This window comes from Hydrogenophaga palleronii NBRC 102513, from assembly GCF_001571225.1.
Lineage (GTDB): Bacteria > Pseudomonadota > Gammaproteobacteria > Burkholderiales > Burkholderiaceae_C > Hydrogenophaga > Hydrogenophaga palleronii.
In genome coordinates this window covers 1-18,729 of the sequence record NZ_BCTJ01000051.1, presented here as the reverse complement: position 1 = coordinate 18,729, position 18,729 = coordinate 1, and the positions used below count along the sequence as shown (strand labels likewise).

General features: G+C 69.8%; 14 protein-coding genes and 1 pseudogene. 8 read left to right on the top strand and 7 right to left on the bottom strand.

What is annotated here, in order from left to right:
- Positions 1-200 precede the first annotated feature (200 nt).
- A complete protein-coding gene (locus tag HPA01S_RS20860; RefSeq protein ID WP_066273142.1) occupies positions 201-1,796 on the bottom strand; it encodes a CYTH and CHAD domain-containing protein in 1,596 nt (531 codons plus the stop codon).
- A 164-nt stretch (positions 1,797-1,960) separates the two neighbouring features.
- On the opposite strand from HPA01S_RS20860, the gene HPA01S_RS20855 reads away from it, so the two are divergent.
- Complete coding sequence (locus HPA01S_RS20855; protein WP_066273140.1) at positions 1,961-2,527, top strand: hypothetical protein; 567 nt, start codon at positions 1,961-1,963, stop codon at positions 2,525-2,527.
- Between the two features lie 21 nt (positions 2,528-2,548).
- Here the strand turns inward: HPA01S_RS20855 and uvrA are convergent, their stop codons facing one another.
- The gene (gene uvrA / locus HPA01S_RS20850) at positions 2,549-5,566 is read right to left on the bottom strand and encodes an excinuclease ABC subunit UvrA (RefSeq protein ID WP_157085123.1); all 3,018 of its coding nucleotides are present in this window, start codon (positions 5,564-5,566) and stop codon (positions 2,549-2,551) included.
- Between the two features lie 300 nt (positions 5,567-5,866).
- Between uvrA and HPA01S_RS20845 the strand changes: the two genes are divergently transcribed.
- Positions 5,867-7,057, top strand: coding sequence for an MFS transporter (locus HPA01S_RS20845; protein WP_084360878.1), 1,191 nt, complete (start codon positions 5,867-5,869; stop codon positions 7,055-7,057).
- Here the strand turns inward: HPA01S_RS20845 and HPA01S_RS20840 are convergent.
- The gene (locus tag HPA01S_RS20840; RefSeq protein ID WP_066273138.1) at positions 7,040-8,434 is read right to left on the bottom strand and encodes a chloride channel protein; all 1,395 of its coding nucleotides are present in this window, start codon (positions 8,432-8,434) and stop codon (positions 7,040-7,042) included. The genes HPA01S_RS20845 and HPA01S_RS20840 overlap by 18 nt on opposite strands.
- Positions 8,435-8,558: 124 nt before the next feature.
- On the opposite strand from HPA01S_RS20840, the gene ssb reads away from it, so the two are divergent.
- Positions 8,559-9,056, top strand: coding sequence for a single-stranded DNA-binding protein (gene ssb / locus HPA01S_RS20835; protein WP_066273137.1), 498 nt, complete (start codon positions 8,559-8,561; stop codon positions 9,054-9,056).
- Positions 9,057-9,189: 133 nt separating this feature from the next.
- Positions 9,190-9,855, top strand: coding sequence for a response regulator (locus HPA01S_RS20830; RefSeq protein ID WP_066273133.1), 666 nt, complete (start codon positions 9,190-9,192; stop codon positions 9,853-9,855).
- Positions 9,856-9,888: 33 nt separating this feature from the next.
- Here HPA01S_RS20830 and HPA01S_RS20825 read toward each other — a convergent pair whose 3' ends face one another.
- Positions 9,889-10,782: a hypothetical protein gene (locus HPA01S_RS20825; protein ID WP_157085122.1), complete on the bottom strand. Its 894-nt coding sequence runs from the start codon at positions 10,780-10,782 to the stop codon at positions 9,889-9,891.
- A gap of 224 nt (positions 10,783-11,006) precedes the next feature.
- Here HPA01S_RS20825 and HPA01S_RS20820 point away from each other — a divergent pair, with 224 nt between their 5' ends.
- The 3 genes and pseudogenes from HPA01S_RS20820 to HPA01S_RS20810 all read left to right on the top strand — a co-directional run bounded on the left by HPA01S_RS20820 (position 11,007) and on the right by HPA01S_RS20810 (position 14,909).
- On the top strand, positions 11,007-12,902 hold the full coding sequence (locus tag HPA01S_RS20820; protein WP_084360877.1) for a hybrid sensor histidine kinase/response regulator: 1,896 nt from the start codon (positions 11,007-11,009) through the stop codon (positions 12,900-12,902).
- A 44-nt stretch (positions 12,903-12,946) separates the two neighbouring features.
- On the top strand, positions 12,947-13,642 hold the full coding sequence (locus HPA01S_RS20815; protein ID WP_066273148.1) for a ProQ/FinO family protein: 696 nt from the start codon (positions 12,947-12,949) through the stop codon (positions 13,640-13,642).
- Positions 13,639-14,909, top strand: a pseudogene (locus HPA01S_RS20810) (MFS transporter). The gene HPA01S_RS20815 and the pseudogene HPA01S_RS20810 overlap by 4 nt, the downstream one beginning before the upstream one ends.
- On the opposite strand, the gene HPA01S_RS20805 reads toward HPA01S_RS20810, so the two are convergent.
- The 3 genes from HPA01S_RS20805 to HPA01S_RS20795 are packed head-to-tail and all read right to left on the bottom strand — an operon-like array spanning position 14,873 to position 18,173.
- Positions 14,873-16,159, bottom strand: a complete 1,287-nt coding sequence (locus tag HPA01S_RS20805; protein WP_066273128.1) for an FIST signal transduction protein — start codon at positions 16,157-16,159, stop codon at positions 14,873-14,875. The pseudogene HPA01S_RS20810 and the gene HPA01S_RS20805 sit on opposite strands and share 37 nt — an antisense overlap.
- A 46-nt stretch (positions 16,160-16,205) precedes the next feature.
- Complete coding sequence (locus tag HPA01S_RS20800; protein ID WP_084360875.1) at positions 16,206-17,300, bottom strand: PhaM family polyhydroxyalkanoate granule multifunctional regulatory protein; 1,095 nt, start codon at positions 17,298-17,300, stop codon at positions 16,206-16,208.
- Positions 17,301-17,342: 42 nt separating this feature from the next.
- Positions 17,343-18,173 (bottom strand): enoyl-CoA hydratase/isomerase family protein, encoded by an 831-nt coding sequence (locus HPA01S_RS20795; RefSeq protein WP_066273146.1) that lies wholly within the window; start codon positions 18,171-18,173, stop codon positions 17,343-17,345.
- A gap of 92 nt (positions 18,174-18,265) precedes the next feature.
- Here HPA01S_RS20795 and HPA01S_RS20790 point away from each other — a divergent pair, with 92 nt between their 5' ends.
- Complete coding sequence (locus HPA01S_RS20790) at positions 18,266-18,706, top strand: VOC family protein (RefSeq protein WP_066273144.1); 441 nt, start codon at positions 18,266-18,268, stop codon at positions 18,704-18,706.
- The last annotated feature ends 23 nt before the right edge of the window (positions 18,707-18,729 follow it).

Here is an 18,729-nt window from a genome sequence, read left to right as displayed (position 1 = left end):
GCCTTCGGCGCTTGGAGGGGGGACGGCACCTGGGGCCGGCAGAGCCGGACCCTCGGTACCCTTGGTCTGCGTCTTCTCATGCCCTGCGGGTCTTGCTCCGGCTGGTGTTTCTTGCGCTGCTTCGCGGCATCCGCCTTCATTGCGCGCCTGCGATGTTTCGATGGGTGGCTGCACGTCGATGCGCGCGCCGCCTCCCCCTTTCAACGCCAGGGCGTGGGTGTGCGTTCCAGCGCACGTTCCATCTCGGGCAGGGCCTGCAGGCCGGCGTCCAGTTGCTGTTGCAGGTCGTCCTGCCAGCGCTGCACCCAGGCCGTGGCCAGGCCAGGTGGCACCTCGGCCAGCAGGGCCTGCGCGGTGCTGAGGTCGTTGAGCTGGCCGAGCAGGTCTTGTGCATCGGCCAGGGCCGCGGTGCTGCGTTTGACGCGGCCGGCCGGCAGCGCGCTGGCCAGGAATTCCTGCGCGTAACGCAGCTTCTTCAAGGCGATGCGCAACGCGTGCCGGCCTTCCGGCCCGAGGCGGCGGGCGCGCCGGGCCTCGTTGCGCAGCGCGCGGTGGCGCACACGCAGCGTGGTGCGTGCCCAGTTCGCCAGGCCGTGTGATGCCGGGCCTTCGGGCGCGGCCTTGTGCGCCGGGGCGTCGCCGTTGCCGGCCGGCACCGGCAGGGCCAGCACGGCGCGGGTGAAGGCCAGCAGGCGCAAGGCATGTTCGTGGCCACCCAGGGCGGCCGCCGCGCGCGCGCTCGCGGCTCGACGCTGCGACTGCACCCAGTCGGTCAGCGCCAGCAACGGGGCGTCGGCCTTGCCATCGGGCATGGGCTCGGGCAGCCAGGCGGGCAGGCGCTGGGTGGCGAACACGTCCCAGTTACGCGCGTCGCCCAGCTGGTTGGCCAGGGCTTTCCACTCGGCCGCCCAGTGTTGGGCAAAACGGCGCGGCAATTGGTTGCGGAACAGGCGCAGGCCGGTGCGCAGGCGCCGCAGCGCCACACGCGCCTGGTGCACGAACTCGGGCTCGGGCAGGCTGCCGTCACGCGCGGCATGCACCACGCCGGTTTCGTTGGCCTGCAGGTGGGCCAGGCAGCTCAGCGCGGCGGCCTGGAAGGCTTGCACCGGGTGCATGCCGGTGTCGAGCGCGATGGCCGCGGCCTTGCTGGGCCGCCAGCGTTCGCCGACGAACAGCGCATAGCCGCGCTCGGCCTTGCTGCGCTGCGCCGGCAGCAGGCGCAGGCCGCTGCCGGCCTGGCCCTGGGGGCCGAGCGCCAATGTGTGCGCGAGGTCGAGCAAGGCATCCACCGGGCCGCTCAGCAATTCCAGCTCCAGCTCCAGAATGGCCTGGCGGTGATTGCCTTCGGCGTTGCCGGTGCTGATGGCGCCCTGGTCCAGCGCCACCTCCACCAACGCGCCGCCGTGCCGCAGTTGCCAGCTGCGGCGCGTGAAGTCGGTGCGGAACACCGGCACCAGTTGCCAGGCCACGCGCGTGAGCTGCTCGGCCAGGGCGGTGTCGTCCACCAGCGCCATGAAGTCGAACTGGCCGGGGCGGCTCGCGGCCTCCCATTCGCCGCGCCGGGACAGGCCTCCCACCGAGCTGCCGGCAGTCTTCACCGTGAGCAGGGTGCGGCGGCCGATGCGGCGCTCGCGCACCGCCATGCGCTGGGCGCGCAGGGCCAGGGTGGAGGTGTCGAAGTAGGTGTTGAACAGGCGCTCGCGGCGCGGCGCCTGCGTGTTCAGCAAGGGGTGCGACAGCAGCCGGGACAGGTCGTCGGGATGCAGTTCGAGCTTGAGTTCGGTTTCCTGGGACATGGGTGGGGGCGTCAATTCGGCACGGGAGAACCGGGGAGTCTGCCAGCCCGGGGCCGATTCCTCTACCGCGCCACCTCGCCGGGTGCGGGCTTACGACTCGTAACGCCGGCGCGGGCGCGCGGCCACAGAATCGCGGCAGTTCACACACCCACGAGACCCCATACATGACCACCTCACGGCCCTCTTCCCTGTTCACCACGGCGTTGAGCCTGGCGCTGCTGCTGGGCAGCCTGCCTGCCTTGGCCGAGAAACCCGAGTGGGCCGGCCAGCCCGGCGGCAAACACGAACAGCGCGAGAAGCAGGACAAGCGCGACAAACACGGCAAGCACGCGCCGTCGCACCGGGACGAGCGCATGGAGCCGCGCCGTGAGGGCGCACGCGCACCCTCGACCAACGTGCAGGTGAACATCCAGATCGGCCAGTACTTCGGCGAGCCCCAGCGCCGCATCGCGTACGACTATTACGAGCCGCGCTTCAAGGCCGGCAAATGCCCACCGGGGCTGGCCAAGAAACACAACGGCTGCATGCCGCCCGGGCAGGCGAAGAAGTGGCGCATGGGTTACCCACTGCCGCACGACGTCGTGTACTACCCGGTGCCCAGCGGCGTGTCGGTGCAGATCGGCCTGCCGCCTGCGGGCTACAAGTACGTGCGCGTGGCGGCCGACATCCTGTTGATCGCGGTCGGCACCGGCATGGTGGTCGACGCGATCGAAGACCTCGGCCGGTTCTGAGCGCCCCGGCCGGCCCCGGGCCTACAACACCAGCAGGCGTTGCAGGTAGTGGCCGGTGTGGCTGGCCGGCGTGGCGGCGATGGTTTCGGGCGTGCCCTGCGCCACCACCGTTCCACCGCCCGAGCCGCCTTCGGGGCCCATGTCGATCACCCAGTCGGCGGTCTTGATGACGTCGAGGTTGTGCTCGATCACCACGATGGTGTTGCCCGCATCGCGCAGCTGGTGCAGCACCTTGAGCAGCAGCTCGATGTCGGCGAAGTGCAGGCCGGTGGTGGGTTCGTCCAGGATGTAGAGCGTGCGGCCGGTATCGCGCTTGGAGAGTTCCAGCGCGAGCTTGACGCGCTGCGCCTCGCCGCCCGAGAGCGTGGTGGCGCTCTGGCCGAGCTGGATGTACGAGAGGCCCACGTCCAGCAGCGTCTGCAGCTTGCGGTGCAGCGTGGGCACGGCGCCGAAGAAGTCGTGTGCCTGCTCCACCGTCATGTCCAGGATCTGCGCAATGTTGCGACCCTTGTAGAGCACATCCAGCGTCTCGCGGTTGTAGCGCTGGCCGTGGCAGACCTCGCAGGGCACGTAGACGTCGGGCAGGAAGTGCATCTCCACCTTCACCACGCCATCGCCCTGGCAGGCCTCGCAGCGGCCACCGGCCACGTTAAAGCTGAAGCGGCCCGGGCCGTAGCCACGCTCGCGCGCGGTCGGCATCTCGGCCATGAGTTCGCGGATGCCGGTGAACAGCCCCGTGTAGGTGGCCGGGTTGCTGCGCGGCGTGCGGCCGATGGGCGACTGGTCGACGTTGATGACCTTGTCGAAGTGTTCGATGCCTTCAATGGCTTCGTGCGGCGCCGGCTCTTCGTGTGAGCGGTAGAGCGTGCGCGCGACGGCGGCGTACAGCGTGTCGTTGACCAGGGTCGACTTGCCCGAGCCCGAGACGCCGGTGACGCAGGTCAGCAGGCCGACCGGGAAGGCCACGCTCACATCCTTGAGGTTGTGGCCGCTGGCGTTGAGCACGCGGATTTCCTGCAGCTCGCCCAGCGTGGCCTGGTGCGCGGCTTCGCGCGCGGCGCGGCGTTCGGCCGCCGGGCTGGGCGGGAAGCGCGGTTTGAACGAGGCGGCCTTGGCCGCCTCGGCCGACTTGAGCACCGGCAGCCAGGGCGTGCGGCGCTCGGGCACCGCGATGCGGCGCACGCCGCTGAGGTACTGGCCGGTGAGCGAACCGGGCGTGGCCATGACTTCGGCACAGGTGCCCTGCGCCATCACGCTGCCGCCGTGCACGCCGGCGCCCGGGCCCATGTCGATCACGTGGTCGGCGGTGCGGATCATGTCCTCGTCGTGCTCCACCACCAGCACCGTGTTGCCGAGGTCGCGCAGGTGCTGCAGGGTGGCGATCAGGCGGTCGTTGTCGCGCTGGTGCAGGCCGATGCTGGGCTCGTCGAGCACGTACATCACGCCGGTCAGGCCGCTGCCGATCTGGCTGGCCAGCCGGATGCGCTGCGCCTCGCCACCCGACAGCGTGTCGGCGCTGCGGTCGAGGCTGAGGTAGTTCAGGCCGACGTCGTTGAGGAACTTCAGGCGCTGGCGGATTTCGTTGATCACACGAGCGGCGATGTCGCCCTTGGCCCCGTGCAGCTCCAGCGTCTTGAAATACGCCAGGGCCTCGCCCAGCGTGACGTGGCTGATCTTGTAGATGGGCTGCTTCTGCTCGCCCTCGCCCACGAACACATGGCGCGCCTCGCGCCGCAGGCGTGCGCCGCCGCATTCGGGGCAGGGTTGCACGGCGCGGTAACGCGACAGCTCTTCGCGCACGGCGGCGCTGTCGGTTTCGCGGTAGCGGCGCTCGAAGTTGCGCACGATGCCCTCGAAGGGGTGCTTCTTGCTGATCTTCTTGCCGGCGCGTTCGCCCGACTCCAGCGCGTAGCTGAACTTGATCTCTTCTTCGCCCGAGCCGTAGAGCAGCACCTGCTGCACCGCGTCGCCCAGGCTGTCCCAGGCGGCGTCGGCGTCGAACTTGTAGTGCGCCCCCAGGCTTTCGATCATCGCGAAGGCATAGGCGTTGCGGCGGTCCCAGCCCTTGATGGCGCCGCTGGCCAGGCTCAGGCTGGGGAAGGCAACCACGCGCGCCGGGTCGAACACTTCGGTGTGGCCCAGGCCGTCGCAACTGGGGCAGGCGCCCATCGGCGAGTTGAAGGAGAACAGGCGTGGTTCGAGTTCGCCCACCGTGTAGTTGCACAGCGGGCAGGCGAAGCGGGCCGAGAAGCCGTGTTCACGCGGCTGTGCACCGGGCGTGTCGTCGGTGTCCATCTCCATCGCGATGGCCTTGCCGTCGGCCAGGCGCAGCGCGGCCTCGAAGCTTTCGGCCAGGCGCTGGCGCAGCGGGTTCACGCCCTCTTCCTCGCCACCGACGCGCACCTTGATGCGGTCGATCACCACGTCGATGTTGTGTTTCTCGGTCTTCTTCAGCGCAGGCAGGGCTTCGGCCTCGACCACCGCGCCGTCGACGCGAAAGCGCACATAACCCTGGGCCTGCATGTCGGCAAACAGCTCGGTGAACTCGCCCTTTTTCTCACGCGCCACCGGCGCGAGGATCATCAGGCGCGTGCCTTCGGGCAGGCCGAGCACCGTGTCCACCATCTGCGCCACGCTTTGAGAGGTGAGCGCCAGGCCATGCTCGGGGCAATGCGGCGTGCCGGCGCGCGCGAACAGCAGGCGCAGGTAGTCGTGGATCTCGGTCACCGTGCCCACGGTGGAGCGCGGGTTGTGGCTGGTGGCCTTCTGCTCGATGGCAATGGCGGGCGACAGGCCTTCGATCAGGTCCACGTCGGGCTTGTCCATCAGCTGCAGGAACTGCCGCGCGTAGGCCGACAGGCTCTCCACGTAACGGCGCTGGCCTTCGGCGTACAGCGTGTCGAAGGCAAGGCTGGATTTGCCCGAGCCGGACAGGCCGGTGATCACCACCAGCGCGTGCTTGGGGATGTCCAGGTCGATGTTCTTGAGGTTGTGCGTGCGTGCGCCACGCACCGACAACCAGGGGCTGGCGTGGCGCATCGCCGCCGCCAGGTAACGGGGCGCGGGCTCGTGCACCGACGGGGTGTCGCTGGCATCGGCGCCGGTCGGCCCATGCAATTTCAGGTCCGGGGGCAGGTTCTGGTTCAAGGCGCGGCGGGGGTGTTCAAGGCAACCCGGCATGATAATCCGCCGGGCGAATTTCCGCCCCCCGTCCGGCGGCCCAACCCCTTTCGCGGACAATACGCCGTCCTCTCCCTCGCCGCCCGCTGCCGCCCCTTGTCCTCCCTGAGCCCCACCCCCGCCGCCGCGGCCGATACGCCGCCCGATGAAGCCTCGCGCATGACACCCGCCGAACGCCGCGCCAGCGCGTCGCTGGCCCTGGTGTTTGCGCTGCGCATGCTCGGCCTGTTCATCGTGTTGCCGGTGTTCGCGCTGGAGGCCGCGCGCCTGCCCGGCGGTGACGACGCGGCGCGCGTGGGTTTTGCCATGGGTCTGTACGGGCTGACGCAAGCCTTCCTGCAGATTCCGCTGGGCCTGGCCTCGGACCGGGTCGGCCGCAAGCCGGTGATCGTTGCCGGCCTGCTGCTGTTCGCGCTGGGCAGCGGCATCGCCGCCTGGGCGCCCGACCTGACCTGGCTGGCGATCGGGCGCGCGGTGCAGGGCGCCGGCGCCATCTCGGCCGCCGTCACCGCCTTCCTGGCCGACGTCACACGCGACACCGTGCGCACCAAGGCCATGGCCATGGTGGGCGCCAGCATCGCCCTGATGTTCGCTCTGTCGCTGGTGCTGGCGCCGCTGCTGGCCGGCTGGGTCGGCCTGTCCGGCATTTTTGCCCTCACCGGCGCCTTGGCCCTGCTGGCCATTGCGGTGGTGATCTGGGTCGCCCCACCCGAACCGCGCGAGCACCGGCCGTCCGACATGCAGCAGCTGCGCGCCGGCCTGGCCGAGGTGCTGCGGCACCGCGGCCTGCTGCGCCTGAACCTGGGTGTGTTCGTGCTGCACGCGGTGCAGCTGGCGATGTGGATGGCGGTGCCCGCCATGCTGGTCGCCGCCGGCCTGCCCAAGGCCGACCACGGCCACATCTACCTGCCCGCCGTGGCCGCCTCGCTGCTGGTCATGGGTGGTGTGTTGTTCCCGATGGAGCGCAAGGGCCGCTTGCGCCTGGCTTTCCTGATCGCCATCGCCCTGATCGGCGCGGTGCAGCTGGCGCTGTGGGTCCTGGCCGACCACCAACCCGGCCTCTGGACCCTGGGCCTGCTGCTGTTCGTGTTCTTCATCGGTTTCAACACGCTCGAAGCCAGCCAGCCCAGCCTGGTCTCGAAGTTGGCGCCCGCTCACGCACGCGGCGCGGCCCTGGGTGTCTACAACACGCTGCAGTCGGTCGGCTTCTTCGTGGGTGGTGCGGTCGGCGGCTGGCTGGCGCGGGCGCACGGCGCCCAGGGGCTGTTCGCGGTCTGCACGGTGGCCATGCTCGTGTGGCTGGTGGTGGCCTGGCCGATGCAGGCCCCGGCCTCAACGGGGCGGCGCTGAAACTGCGGGCGGTGCAGGGGCTGCAGCGCCACTCTCCACTGCCGCCGGCTCCTCGCGCAGCGAGCGCATCATGAGCAACGACATGGTGCTGTAGAGCGGGCGGCTGATCATGCGCGAGACCAGGCTGGCCAGCAGCGCGCAGGCCATCAGGCTGAGCACCATGCTGTGGCCGTTGGTCATCTCCATCACGATGATCATGGCGGTGATCGGCGTCTGCGTCACCGCCGCCAGGAAACCGCACATGCCCAGCGCGATCAGCGCCGCGCCGTGGGGCGAGTCGAGCAGCCAGGCCACGTCGGCCCCCAGCCCGGCACCAATCGACAGGCTGGGCCCGAACAGGCCGCCTGGCACGCCGGCCCAGGCAGACAGCCACGACGCGATGAACTTGAGTCCGGTGAACAGCAGCGGCTGGTGTTGCGAAGGCTCCGCCCCGCCCACATGGTCCAGCAACTGCCGGGTGTGCTCATGCCCGCCGCCCACCGCGCTGCCGTCGCTCACCACCGCAATCACCGCCACCGCCAGGCCACACAGCGCGGCGAACACCACCGGCCGCTTGCGGCGGTAGGCGCAGAAGCGGTCGGGCGTGCCGGTAAACGAGGCCAGCATCAGGCGCGACAGCAGGCCACCCAGCAGGCCGCAGCCCAGCGCCACCAGCAACCCGGGCAGGAACAGGCTCCACGACAGCGCCTCGGCGTGCACGCGCCCGAAGTAAGACAGGTTGCCGAAGGCCGACACCGCAACCAAACCGGCGATCACGATGGCGGCCAGCATCAGGCCGCTGCTGCGGTCGAGCAGGCGGCGCGACAGTTCTTCGATGGCGAACACGATGCCACCCAGCGGCGTGTTGAAGGCCGCGGCGATGCCGGCCGCACCGCCGGCCACCAGCAGCTCGCGGTGGCTGATGCCCGAGTTCGGCGACAGCCAGCGGCGCGCGTGCAGCATCACCCCTGCCGCCACCTGCACCGAAGGCCCCTGCCGCCCGATCGACAAGCCAGCCAGCAGACCGCCCGACACCGCCAGGATCTTGACCACGCTCAGCCGCAACGAGACAAAACGCGAGCGCTCGCGCAGCGGCGTGGCCGGATCCAGCGCGGTCAGCACCTGCGGCACGCCCGAGCCCGCCGCGCCCGGCGCCCAGCGGCGCACCGCCCAGACCACCAGCGCGGTCAGCGCCGGCGTCCACAACAGCGGCGCCCACCACCAGCCGCTGCGCAGCTGGCTGTAGAGCGCGAAGGCGCTGTCGGCCAGCAGGGTCAGCAGCACCACCGCCAGGCCCGCAAGCACCGCGTAGGCCAGCACCACGGCCCGGTCCACCCATTGCCGGCCAGCGCCCATTTCATCGCGCAGGTTCTGCAGGAAGTCCGGTTCGCCTTTCATCGACGGGCAGTGTAGCGGTCACTCCCGGCGGCCCTCCCCGGCGCCGGTACTTGCGGCACAATGTCAGGTCGTCTGCCCGCCGCGCCCGGGCAGGCCTTCAGGCTATCTCATCAGGACATCACACATGGCATCCGTCAACAAAGTCATCCTCGTCGGCAACTGCGGCCGCGACCCCGAAATCCGTTATCTGCCTTCCGGCCAGGCCGTCGCCAACGTGAGCGTCGCCACCTCGAGCCGCCGCAAGGACAAGAACAGCGGCGAGATGATCGAAGACACCCAGTGGCATCGCGTCACCTTCTACGACCGCCTCGCCGAAATCGCCGGTGAGTACGTGAAGAAGGGCCGCCCGATCTATGTCGAAGGCCGCCTGAAGTACGGCAAGTACACCGACCAGTCCGGCGTTGAGAAGAACACCGTGGACATCATTGCGACCGAACTGCAACTGCTCGGCGGCCGCGAAGGCATGGGCGGTGGTGGTGACGAAGGCGGTGGCGGCGGTTATTCGCGCCCGGCCGCCGCACCGCGCGCGCCGGCACCCGCACCGCGCCAGCAAGCGCCTGCACCGGCACCAGCCCGCCAGTCCAGCGGTTTTGATGACATGGACGACGACATTCCGTTCTGACACCGGCTGCGTCCCCACACCCAAAGCGTGCGCCACCATGTCGCACGCTTTTTTATTCATTTCAAATCCAGAAACGCGCCACAAAGAATTATTTGAAAGCGCATAAAAACGGATAATCGCGGCATTTCAGCCTATGCCGCACGCCATCAAAGTCGTTGTTGCCGAAGACCACACCCTGGTCCGTCAGGGCATTGGCATGCTGCTGGCTGCCAGCGGTGGCTTTGAGGTGGTCGCCGACACGGCACTCGCCAGCGAGGTGGCCCCCCTCGTACGGCACCACAAACCCGAGCTTCTGCTGCTGGACCTGAGCCTGCGTGATGGCTCCGGCATCGAGGTGGCGCGTCAGATCCGGCGCGGCGCGCCGCAGACCCGCATCCTGGTGGTGACGGGCAACCTCTACCCGGGCTCGGTGGCCAATGCGTTCGCGGCCGGCGTTGACGGGTTTGTGCTGAAACACGCCGACGGGCTGGAGTTGCTCGACGCCATTCGCAGCGTGTTGGCGGGGCAGCGTTACATCAGCCCCCAGATCACCCATGCGCTGCCCGCCGCGAACGCGCCCACCGGCCAGATGCGCAGCTCGCCGTCACTCACCCAGCGCGAGCAACAGGTGGTGCGCCTGATCGCCAAAGGCGGCAGCAACCAGGAGATTGCCGACGCCTTGAGCATCAGCGTGCTCACGGCGCGCAAGCACCGGCAGAACCTGATGATCAAGCTGGGCTTGCACAACGGCGCGGAGATCGCGATCTACGCCATCCAGTCCGGCCTGGTTGAAGCGCCGGATGTGGACAGCGCACCGTGACATGCACACCCGCCGCGCGAGGGGCCCCAGCCCTCAGTACAGGTCGAACTGTTCGGGCAATTGCAGCGCCAGGGCGTACAAGGCGTACAGGGCCATGCAGGCCTTGAACTCACGGGCCAGCCGGCCGTTGCGCTCGTGGTGCTGCGCGACAACGGCTTCGACAAAACCGCGCACGCCATGCGCACCAAAACGGAAGCCCGCTTCGGCCATCTCGCGCACGGCGCGGACCCGTTCCACGCGAGAGCGAGCCAGTTCGTGCGCGGCGACCGCCTGCTGGTATGTGACGCGCGCGTTCGAAAACTCGTCGATGGCGCCGGCTTCGTTGTGCGCGTTCGACGGGCGCGCCTGCAGACGCGCCATCACATGGGCCTGGGCCAGACGCTCCACCTCGTTGGGCTCCAGGGGCATGAAGCGGATGGCCAGCGTGTCGAGTTGCGACGGCAGCAGGCGGGTCAGGCGGGTGAAGTGGTTGTTGGCCGCATCCCACACGGCCATGGCGTCGGTCACCGAGCAGCGCATCGCCGCCTTGTGCTGCGCCAGCGCGGTGAGCTCGCGGGCATCTGCATTTCCCGCCGCCACTCGCGCCTCCAGCACATGCGCCACATCGTCCAGTGTGGTCTGCGCCTTCAGGGTGTTGTTCAGGCGCCGGCGGCCAGCGTTGACGCGCAGGCAGGCGTACAGCACCGCGAGCATGTGGTCGTTGCTGCGCCGGAGCCGCCCCAGGTCAAGCACCGCAGGTGCGCCCGGCTCGTGCCGACGGGTGCGCTGCAAGACTTCGCGCAGCGTCAGGCGCGCATTGCGCTGCGGCTGCTCGCCTTCACCAAAACCCGCAGGCGGCTGGCGAACCTGCCACCTCGACGCAGCCGCATGCGCATCACGCCCGCCCCCGTTCTTCGCCCATAGCCTTTCGCCAGGTACCACCAGCATGACGCACGCCCTCCAGATGTCCGTTGTTCTGAAACCCAGGTGCACCGCCCGACATCGACCACCCGGTGAGCACGGCCTGTGCGGACCATGCTCACCGGGTGACGTGCAAGGCTGATGCCCTTCCCCCTGAACACGCGAGTCTCAAAGCACCGGACAGTGGCAGCAATAACGCGCCCGCACTATTTTTCGCATGGCATCACAGCATTTCATCCATCGTTGGCGTCATGAATGAAGCACTTCACAGCATTTCCTGGACCCGGGTGCCCGGACTGGCGGCCGATCTGCGGGCCGATGGTTCGGTGGTGGGGGCTTCCCCGGGCTTCATCCGGCGGCTGGGTGATGGGCCTCCACCGGGCGCCTGGCTGGATCGCCTGCAGCCGGCCTCGCGCCAGCGCCTGCGGCAGGCGCTGGCGCAGCCCGAAGACTTCCGGTTGCGGCTGGCCGTCAACACACTCCCCAACGCAACCGGGGGCGACACCACCTGGCTGGACTGCGCCGGCTGGTGGGCGCCCGGCCCGCGGCATCACAGCTGTTTTTTCACCGATGCGGAAGCGATGCAGGTCCCGCGCGACGCCGAACGCGCGCGCCGCGAGTCCGAGCAGCGCCTGGCCAAGTTCATGCAGGCCAGCGCCGAGGGCATGGTGTTCCATGTGCAGGGGATCATCACCGACGTCAACCCCGCGGCCTGCGACATGATCGGTTTGCCGGCCGAGGCGTTGCTCGGGCGGCAGGCGCTGGACTTCCTGTCACCGGCGCAGCATGCGCAGGCACGCCACCTGATGGCGCAGCCCGAGCACTCGGCCATCGCTACCTCACTGATCAACGCGCGTGGCGAGCGCATCACGATCGAGGTCATCAGCCGCTCCATGGAGCGCAACGGCGAACAGCTGCGCATGGTGGTGATGCGCGACATCCGCGACCGGCGTGAGACCGAGGCGCGCATTGAAGAGCTGATCGCCGGCCTGCGCGCCGAGAAGGAGCGCGCCGAGGCCGCCGACCGTGCCAAGTCCGTCTTCCTCGCCGCGGCCAGCCACGACCTGCGGCAACCCATCCACGCGCTCGGCCTGTTTCTCACCGCACTGCGGGTGATGGCCCGCAGCCCGAACATGAGCGCGGACGCGCTGATCGACATCTGCCGCCGCATGCAGTCTTCGCTCGACGGCCTGGGGCAATTGCTGAACATGCTGCTGGACGTTTCCCGCCTGGACGCCAACGCGGTGCAGATCGAGCACGAGCCCACGCACCTGGATTCGCTGCTCGACGAACTGGGCCAGTCCTTCCTGCCGCTGGCGCGCGAGAAGAACCTGCGCCTGCGGGTGGTGCCCACGGCGCTGTGGGTCGACACCGATCCCACCGTCTTGCGCCGCATCCTCGGCAACCTGCTGTCCAACGCGCTGCGCTACACAGCGCGCGGCGGGGTGGTGCTGGGTTGCCGGCGGCGCGGCCCGGACGTGGAGGTCCAGGTCTGGGACAGCGGCATCGGCATCCCGGAAGCGCAGCGCGAACTGATCTTCGACGAGTTCTATCAGATCGCTCAGTCCGCGGTCGGCGAGGGCGAGGCGCACGGCCTGGGGCTGGGCCTGTCGATCGTGCAACGCTCTGCCAACCTGTTGAAGGCACCGCTCGACCTGTGCTCGCACCCGGGCCGTGGCTCGATGTTCTCGATCCGCCTGCCGCGCTGCGAGGCGCGCCTGCTGGAGCACCTGCCCGAGCCGGACCTGCAACCGTCCGCGCGCGGCCTGGGTGTGCTGGTGATCGACGATGACCTGCAGGTGCTCAGCGCCATGCAGGAGGTGCTGCTCGCCTGGGGCCACCGCGCCTTCTGCGCCGCCAGCGCCGACGAGGCGGTGGTGATCGCCGCCACCCACCCCGACCAGATCGACCTCATGCTCTCGGACCACCGGCTCGGTGGCAGCGTCTCGGCCTACGACACCATCCGCACGGTGCAGGCCTGCCTGCTGCGTTCGGTGGGCGTGTATGTGCTCACCGGCGACACCTCGCCGCAGCGCATCCAGGAGGCTTCCATGCTCGGTTTTCCGGTGCTGCACAAGCCCGTGGCGGCGACCGTGCTGCACCGCATTCTGGAAACACAGGCACAGGCCTCATCGTCGCTGGCATGATGTCGGACTTCGCAGCCCTCGCTGCCGGTCCCACTGCCTCATCGATGAACACCCCAGACACCCCCCGCCCGGCGCCCCAACGCCGCACGGCCGCTCGCCGCAACGGCGCCCCGCGCAACGAGGCCGCACGCTCGGCCCGCCCCGCGCGCCAGCACCCGGTGCTCGACCAGCTGGCCGAGCTCGTGCCCGGCCTGTTTGGCGAAACGCTCAAGCCGCTCAAGCGTGGCATCTTCCAGGACCTGCTCGACGCCCACCCCGGTGTGCTCGAAGCCGACGGCCTGAAGGCCGCGCTGGCTTTGCACACCCGCTCCTCGCGTTACCTCACCGTGGTCGCCTCCGGCCAGCCGCGCCACGACCTGGCCGGCCAGCCGGTGGAAGCGCTGGCGCCCGAACACGTGCACCACGCGCTGATCGAGGTGTTCCGCCGCCGCCAAGGCCGCACGCCGGAAGACCTGGTGCCCAAGCTGCGCCAGCGCATCGTGCTGGCCTTCGAGGCCTCGGGCCTGGGCCGTGAGGCCTACGCAACGCTGGTGAACGGGCGCGACGAAACCGTCAACCGCATCACCGACGAAGCCCTCGCCGAAGCCGCCAGCCGCGCCGCGCGCGACGAGGCCTTGCTCCGCGCCTTCGAGGCCAGCGGCCAGACAGTGGAGGCCTTCGCCGACATGTACGGCATGCCGGTGCAGGACGCGCGCCGCACCCTGGACCGGGCACGCGCCCGCGTCGCCACAGCCACATGAACCCGACGACGGGCAGCGAGTCACCCTACGCGTGGTGGCGGCTGCTCGTCTCGCTCGCGCTCATGACGCTGGGCGGCGTGGGCATGTACTCGGTCACGGTGGTGCTGCCACGCATCCAGGCCGAGTTCGGCATTGACCGCGGCGACGCCTCGCTGCCCTACACGCTGACATGGTCGGCTTCGGTGTCGGCGGCATCCTGATGGGCAAACTGTCGGACCGCTTCGGCGTCATGGTGCCGGTGCTCGGTGGTGCGGTCGGCCTCGGCCTGGGCTTCATCGCCGCTGGCGCCTCCACCAACCTGTGGCAGTTCAGCCTGGCGCAAGGCCTGCTCATCGGCCTGCTCGGCACCTCGGCCACCTTTGCGCCGCTGGTGGCCGACACCTCACGCTGGTTCACGCGCCGGCGCGGCATCGCGCTGGCCATCTGCATGAGCGGCAACTACCTCGCCGGCGCGGTCTGGCCGCCCGTCACGCAGCACATCATCGACGGCAGCGGCTGGCGCGAGGCCTACACCTTCATCGGCGTGTTCTGCCTGGTCTGCATGTTGCCGCTGGCGTTGGTGCTGCGCCGCCGCCCACCGGCCGAAGCGGCGCAGCCGCTGGCCGACACCCGCACGGCCTCCGCCGCGCCGACGGACCGGCCACTGGGCCTGTCACCCGGCACGCTGCAGGCCCTGCTGTGCGTGGCCGGCGTGGCGTGCTGCGTCGCCATGTCGATGCCGCAGGTGCACATCGTGGCCTACTGCACCGACCTCGGCTTCGGCGCCGCGCGTGGCGCCGAGATGCTTTCGGTGATGCTGGGCATGGGTGTGGCGAGCCGCCTGATCTCGGGCTGGATCTCCGACCGCATCGGCGGCCTGCGCACGCTGCTGCTCGGCTCGGTGCTGCAGGGCGTGGCACTGCTGCTGTTCCTGCCGTTCGACGGCCTGGTGCCGCTGTACCTGATCTCGGGCCTGTTCGGCCTGTTCCAGGGCGGCATCGTGCCGAGCTACGCGCTGATCGTGCGCGAACACTTCGCGCCCTTGCAGGCCGGTGTGCGCGTCGGCACGGTGCTGATGGCCACGCTGCTGGGCATGGCGCTGGGCGGCTGGATGTCGGGCGCGATCTTCGACCTCACCGGCTCCTACCGCGCGGCCTTCATCAACGGCATGGGTTTCAACCTGCTCAACATCGCCATCGTGTTGTTCCTGCTGCGCCGCGCGCGGGCGCGAGGCATCGGCCTGGGCCGCGCTCAGGGCATGGTGAACACGGTGAGCACGCCGGTGTAACCGTAGAGCCGGTGGTGGGCGATCTCGCCGGCGGCGAAGAAGCCCACCAGCGGCACATCACCCAGCGCGCGGCGCACGATCTGCAGCTCGGCGCTCGGGTTGCCGAAGTGTGGACCGCCGCGCCCCGAGCAGCTGACATACACCGCACCCGCGATGCGCCGCGCCGGGTGCGGGCCGGCGTCCACGTCGGACGCGAGCGACGAGGCCAGCGCCAGCGGCAGTTCTTCGGGTTCGAGCTCCTCGCGCACCTCGGCGCACACCCGAACCAGGTCGGCGCGCGCCGCCTGCACATTGCGCTCGCAGAACGCCAGGCGTGTGCCGGCGGGCACGACGTCGGCGATGGCGATGCCGCGCCGCCCCGGATCGAGGCCGATCAGGTGGCGCACCAGCACCTCGGTGCCGAACTGGCCACGCACGCGCGGCACCACCTCGGAGGTTTCGCCCGCCGGCGGTGACAGGCCGACCAGCGTGGCGCGCAGCCGGGGCATGGCGTGCTCGGGCTGGTCGAGCGAGATCACGCGCTCGCGCAAGAGCACGTCCAGCGCCGGCTCTTCGTCGAGCGTGAGCACCAGGTTGTTGTCGCTCGCGGTGACGGTGCGTTCGCGGTCCACCGGCTGGGCGCCCTGCGTGACGCGCGACACCAAGCCGACCTCGGGGCCGAAGGCCACGCCGCTCAGGCCTCCATGGAACACGCCGCTGGCCGCGCCCTGGCCGTTCAGGTTGCCGGCGCTGCCGAGCGAGAACTGCACGCTCTGGCCACGGCTGGCGGCCACGCCGCCGAACACATAACCGCTGTGGGTGCGCTCGGCCATCTCGGCCACCAGCTCGGTGAGGTCGGTGGTGGCCGCATCGGCGTGCACCAGCGCGGTGTGGGCAAAAAACCCATCCGCACTGCCGGTGCGGCCACTGGCCGAGAGCGGTGCCACGCCGCTGAACACGCGGTACTGGTCGGGGCTGAGGTCGCACAGCATCACGCACAGCGCGGGTTCGTCGAAGTACTCCACGTTGTTGGACGCGATGCCCACACCGACCGTACCAGCCCAGTCGGTGACCTCGGGCAGCTCGGCGCTCAGGTGCTCCAGGATGGCCTGGGCTTCGTCGACGTAGTGGTCGGTGATGTAGAGCAGCGCCAGCGATGGCGCGGCGGCGTAGTCGGGCAGCGCCATCTGGGCGCGCAGCTGCGCGAGCACCAGGGCCGCGGCCATGCGCCATTGCGGGTGGGTGGCGTGGGCGTAGGGAAAGAGCTTCATGCGGTGGCGCGGCGCGGTGTCGGGCGCGGCGGGATGTGGGGGTGGGTCAGCGCCGGCCGCCGGTCTTGCGGGCGGCAGTCTTCTTTGCGGCGGGCTTGCGCGCGGTGGCGGTGGCCTTGCGGGCAGCCGGTTTCTTCGCGGCGGGCGTTGCGGTCTTGCGTGCAGCGGGGGCCGGTGCCGGCACCAGGCCGGGGAAAAACGCGGTGGGCAAAGCCCAGTCGCCCGGTGCCATGGACTGGGTGGGTGCGGCAGCAGCGGCCTGGCGGGACGGGGCGCGCTTCGACGTCTTGGCAGGCGCTTTCGCGGCTGGCTGCTTCGCCGCGGCCGGGCGCCCGCTCACCGCACGCGCAGCGGCCCGGCCGGCACCGGCCGCCGCGCCCACGTTGCGAGCCACCGTGCCACCGATGCTGCGCGCCGCCTTGCCGGCCATGCCGGTGGCGGTCTTCAAGGCCTGGTCGGTGAGGCCGCTGGCGACCTGGCGTGTGGTGTCGAGCGCGGTCTGTTTGGCCACGTCCTTCATGGCGGTGCTGGCGATCTGCTGGAACTGTTGCGACAAGGCGCCCCACCACTGCACCGGGTCCACCACACCGCCCGCGGCTGGCGCGCCGGCGGCCTTGGGCTTGGCCCGCGTTTTCGCCGGCGCCTTGCGTGGTGCGGCCACGGGTTCGGCGGCGGCTTCCGGCTCTGGTGCGGCCGGCGTTGCGGTTGCACCATAGGTGCGCGGCGGAATCTCCAGGCCGGCGAACTGCGGCGGTGCCGCGGCTGGCGCGGCCCCGGAGGTGAAGCCCGCCAGCGTGTCGGCGGCCTTGATCTTCAGCGCGTTGGCCACGTCGCCCATGCTGAAGTTCATGCTCTTGAGCGTGGACAGTGTCATCTTCTGCACTTCCAGCGCCTGGATGGTGGCGCCCAGCGCCTTGGCGTTCTGGTCGAGCCAGAAGTGCACGGCCTTGAGTTCCTCGATGCGTTTCTCGAGGTCTTCCACATTGAAGGTCGGCGCCACCCAGTTGCCCAGGTTGGGCAGTTGGGGAATGTTCTGGCCGATGCCTTGCGCCACTCCGCCGGCCGCCTGGCCCGCGAGGTTCTGCAGGAACTCGAAACCCGGCACGAATTTGCCGAAACCGCTGCTGGGGGCGTCGCTCATGGGAGGTCTCCTGTCGTGCCTTCGGGGTCGGGCCGATCTGCGTCAGCCGTCCACGCCGTACCGGGGCGCGCGGCGCTCACGCAAGGATGCCACACCTTCGCGCACATCGGGTCCGGCAAAACCCATGAATTCCAGCGCCAGCGAGGTGTCGAACGCCGGGCCCGCCTGGCGCAGCCAGTTGTTGAGCGAGTACTTGGTCCAGCGAATCGCGGTCTGGCTGCCGCTGGCCAGGCGGTCGGCCACTTCATAGGCCTTGTCGAGCAGGGCCGCGTCGTCCACCGCGAGTGACACCAGGCCGATGCGCTCGGCCTCTTCACCGCTGATGGGATCGCACAGCATGAGGTAGTACTTGGCCTTGGCCAGGCCGCACAGCAGCGGCCAGACGATGGCCGCGTGGTCGCCCGCTGCCACGCCCAGGCGGGTGTGGCCGTCAACGATCTTCGCGCTCTTCGCGGCGATGGAGATGTCGGCCAGCAGGCCCGCCACCAGGCCGGCGCCGACCGCCGGGCCGTGCATGGCGCTGACGATGGGCTTGTCGCAATTGATCACGTTGTAGACCAGGTCGCGCGCCTCCTTCCAGACCCGCGTGCGCACCTCGAAGTCGGTCGCCATGTCCTGCACCAGGGCGAGGTCGCCGCCGCCGGAAAAGCCCAGGCCGCTGCCGCGCAGCACGGCGCAGCGCACGCTGTCGTCGCGGCCGACGTCGCGCCAGATCTCGCTCAGCTCCCAGTGGCCTTCGTGGCCGGCGGTGGGCAGCTTGCCGTTGCCACCAGGGCCATCGGCGCGCATCTGGATGTCGAGCACCGAAGGCACGCCGTCCACCGACGGGCCGCGGCGGCTGATGTGCAGGGTCTGGTAGCGGCTGTAGTCCACGGCGCGGGCGGTCGTCATGCAGGTCTCCTGTGTGGTTGGGTGATCTGCCGTTCATTGTGCGCGAGCGCGCCAGGGCGTCTATGCTGGCGGCCATGAACCCGACCACCGCGCCCCTGCAGACCCGCAGCCTGTTCCACTTCGCCTTCAACGTCACCGACCTCGACACCGCGCGCCGTTTCTACGGCGGTGTGCTGGGCTGCGCCGAGGGGCGCAGCACCGAGACCTGGGTGGACTTCGATTTCTTCAGCCACCAGATTTCGCTGCACCTGGGCGAGCCCTTGAAGACGCAGCGCACCGGCCGCGTCGGCGAGCACCTGGTGCCCATGCCGCACTTCGGCCTGGTGCTGCTCAAGCCCGACTGGCAGGCGCTGGCCGGGCGGTTGCAGGCCGCGGGTGTGGACTTCGTGCTGCCACCGCAGGTGCGCTTCGAGGGCGAACCGGGTGAGCAGTGGACGATGTTCTTCTGCGACCCCTTCGGCAACCCGATCGAGGTGAAGGGCTTCGCGTCGATCGATCAGGTCTACGCGAGCTAGAGGGCACCCCCTGCCGCGCTGCG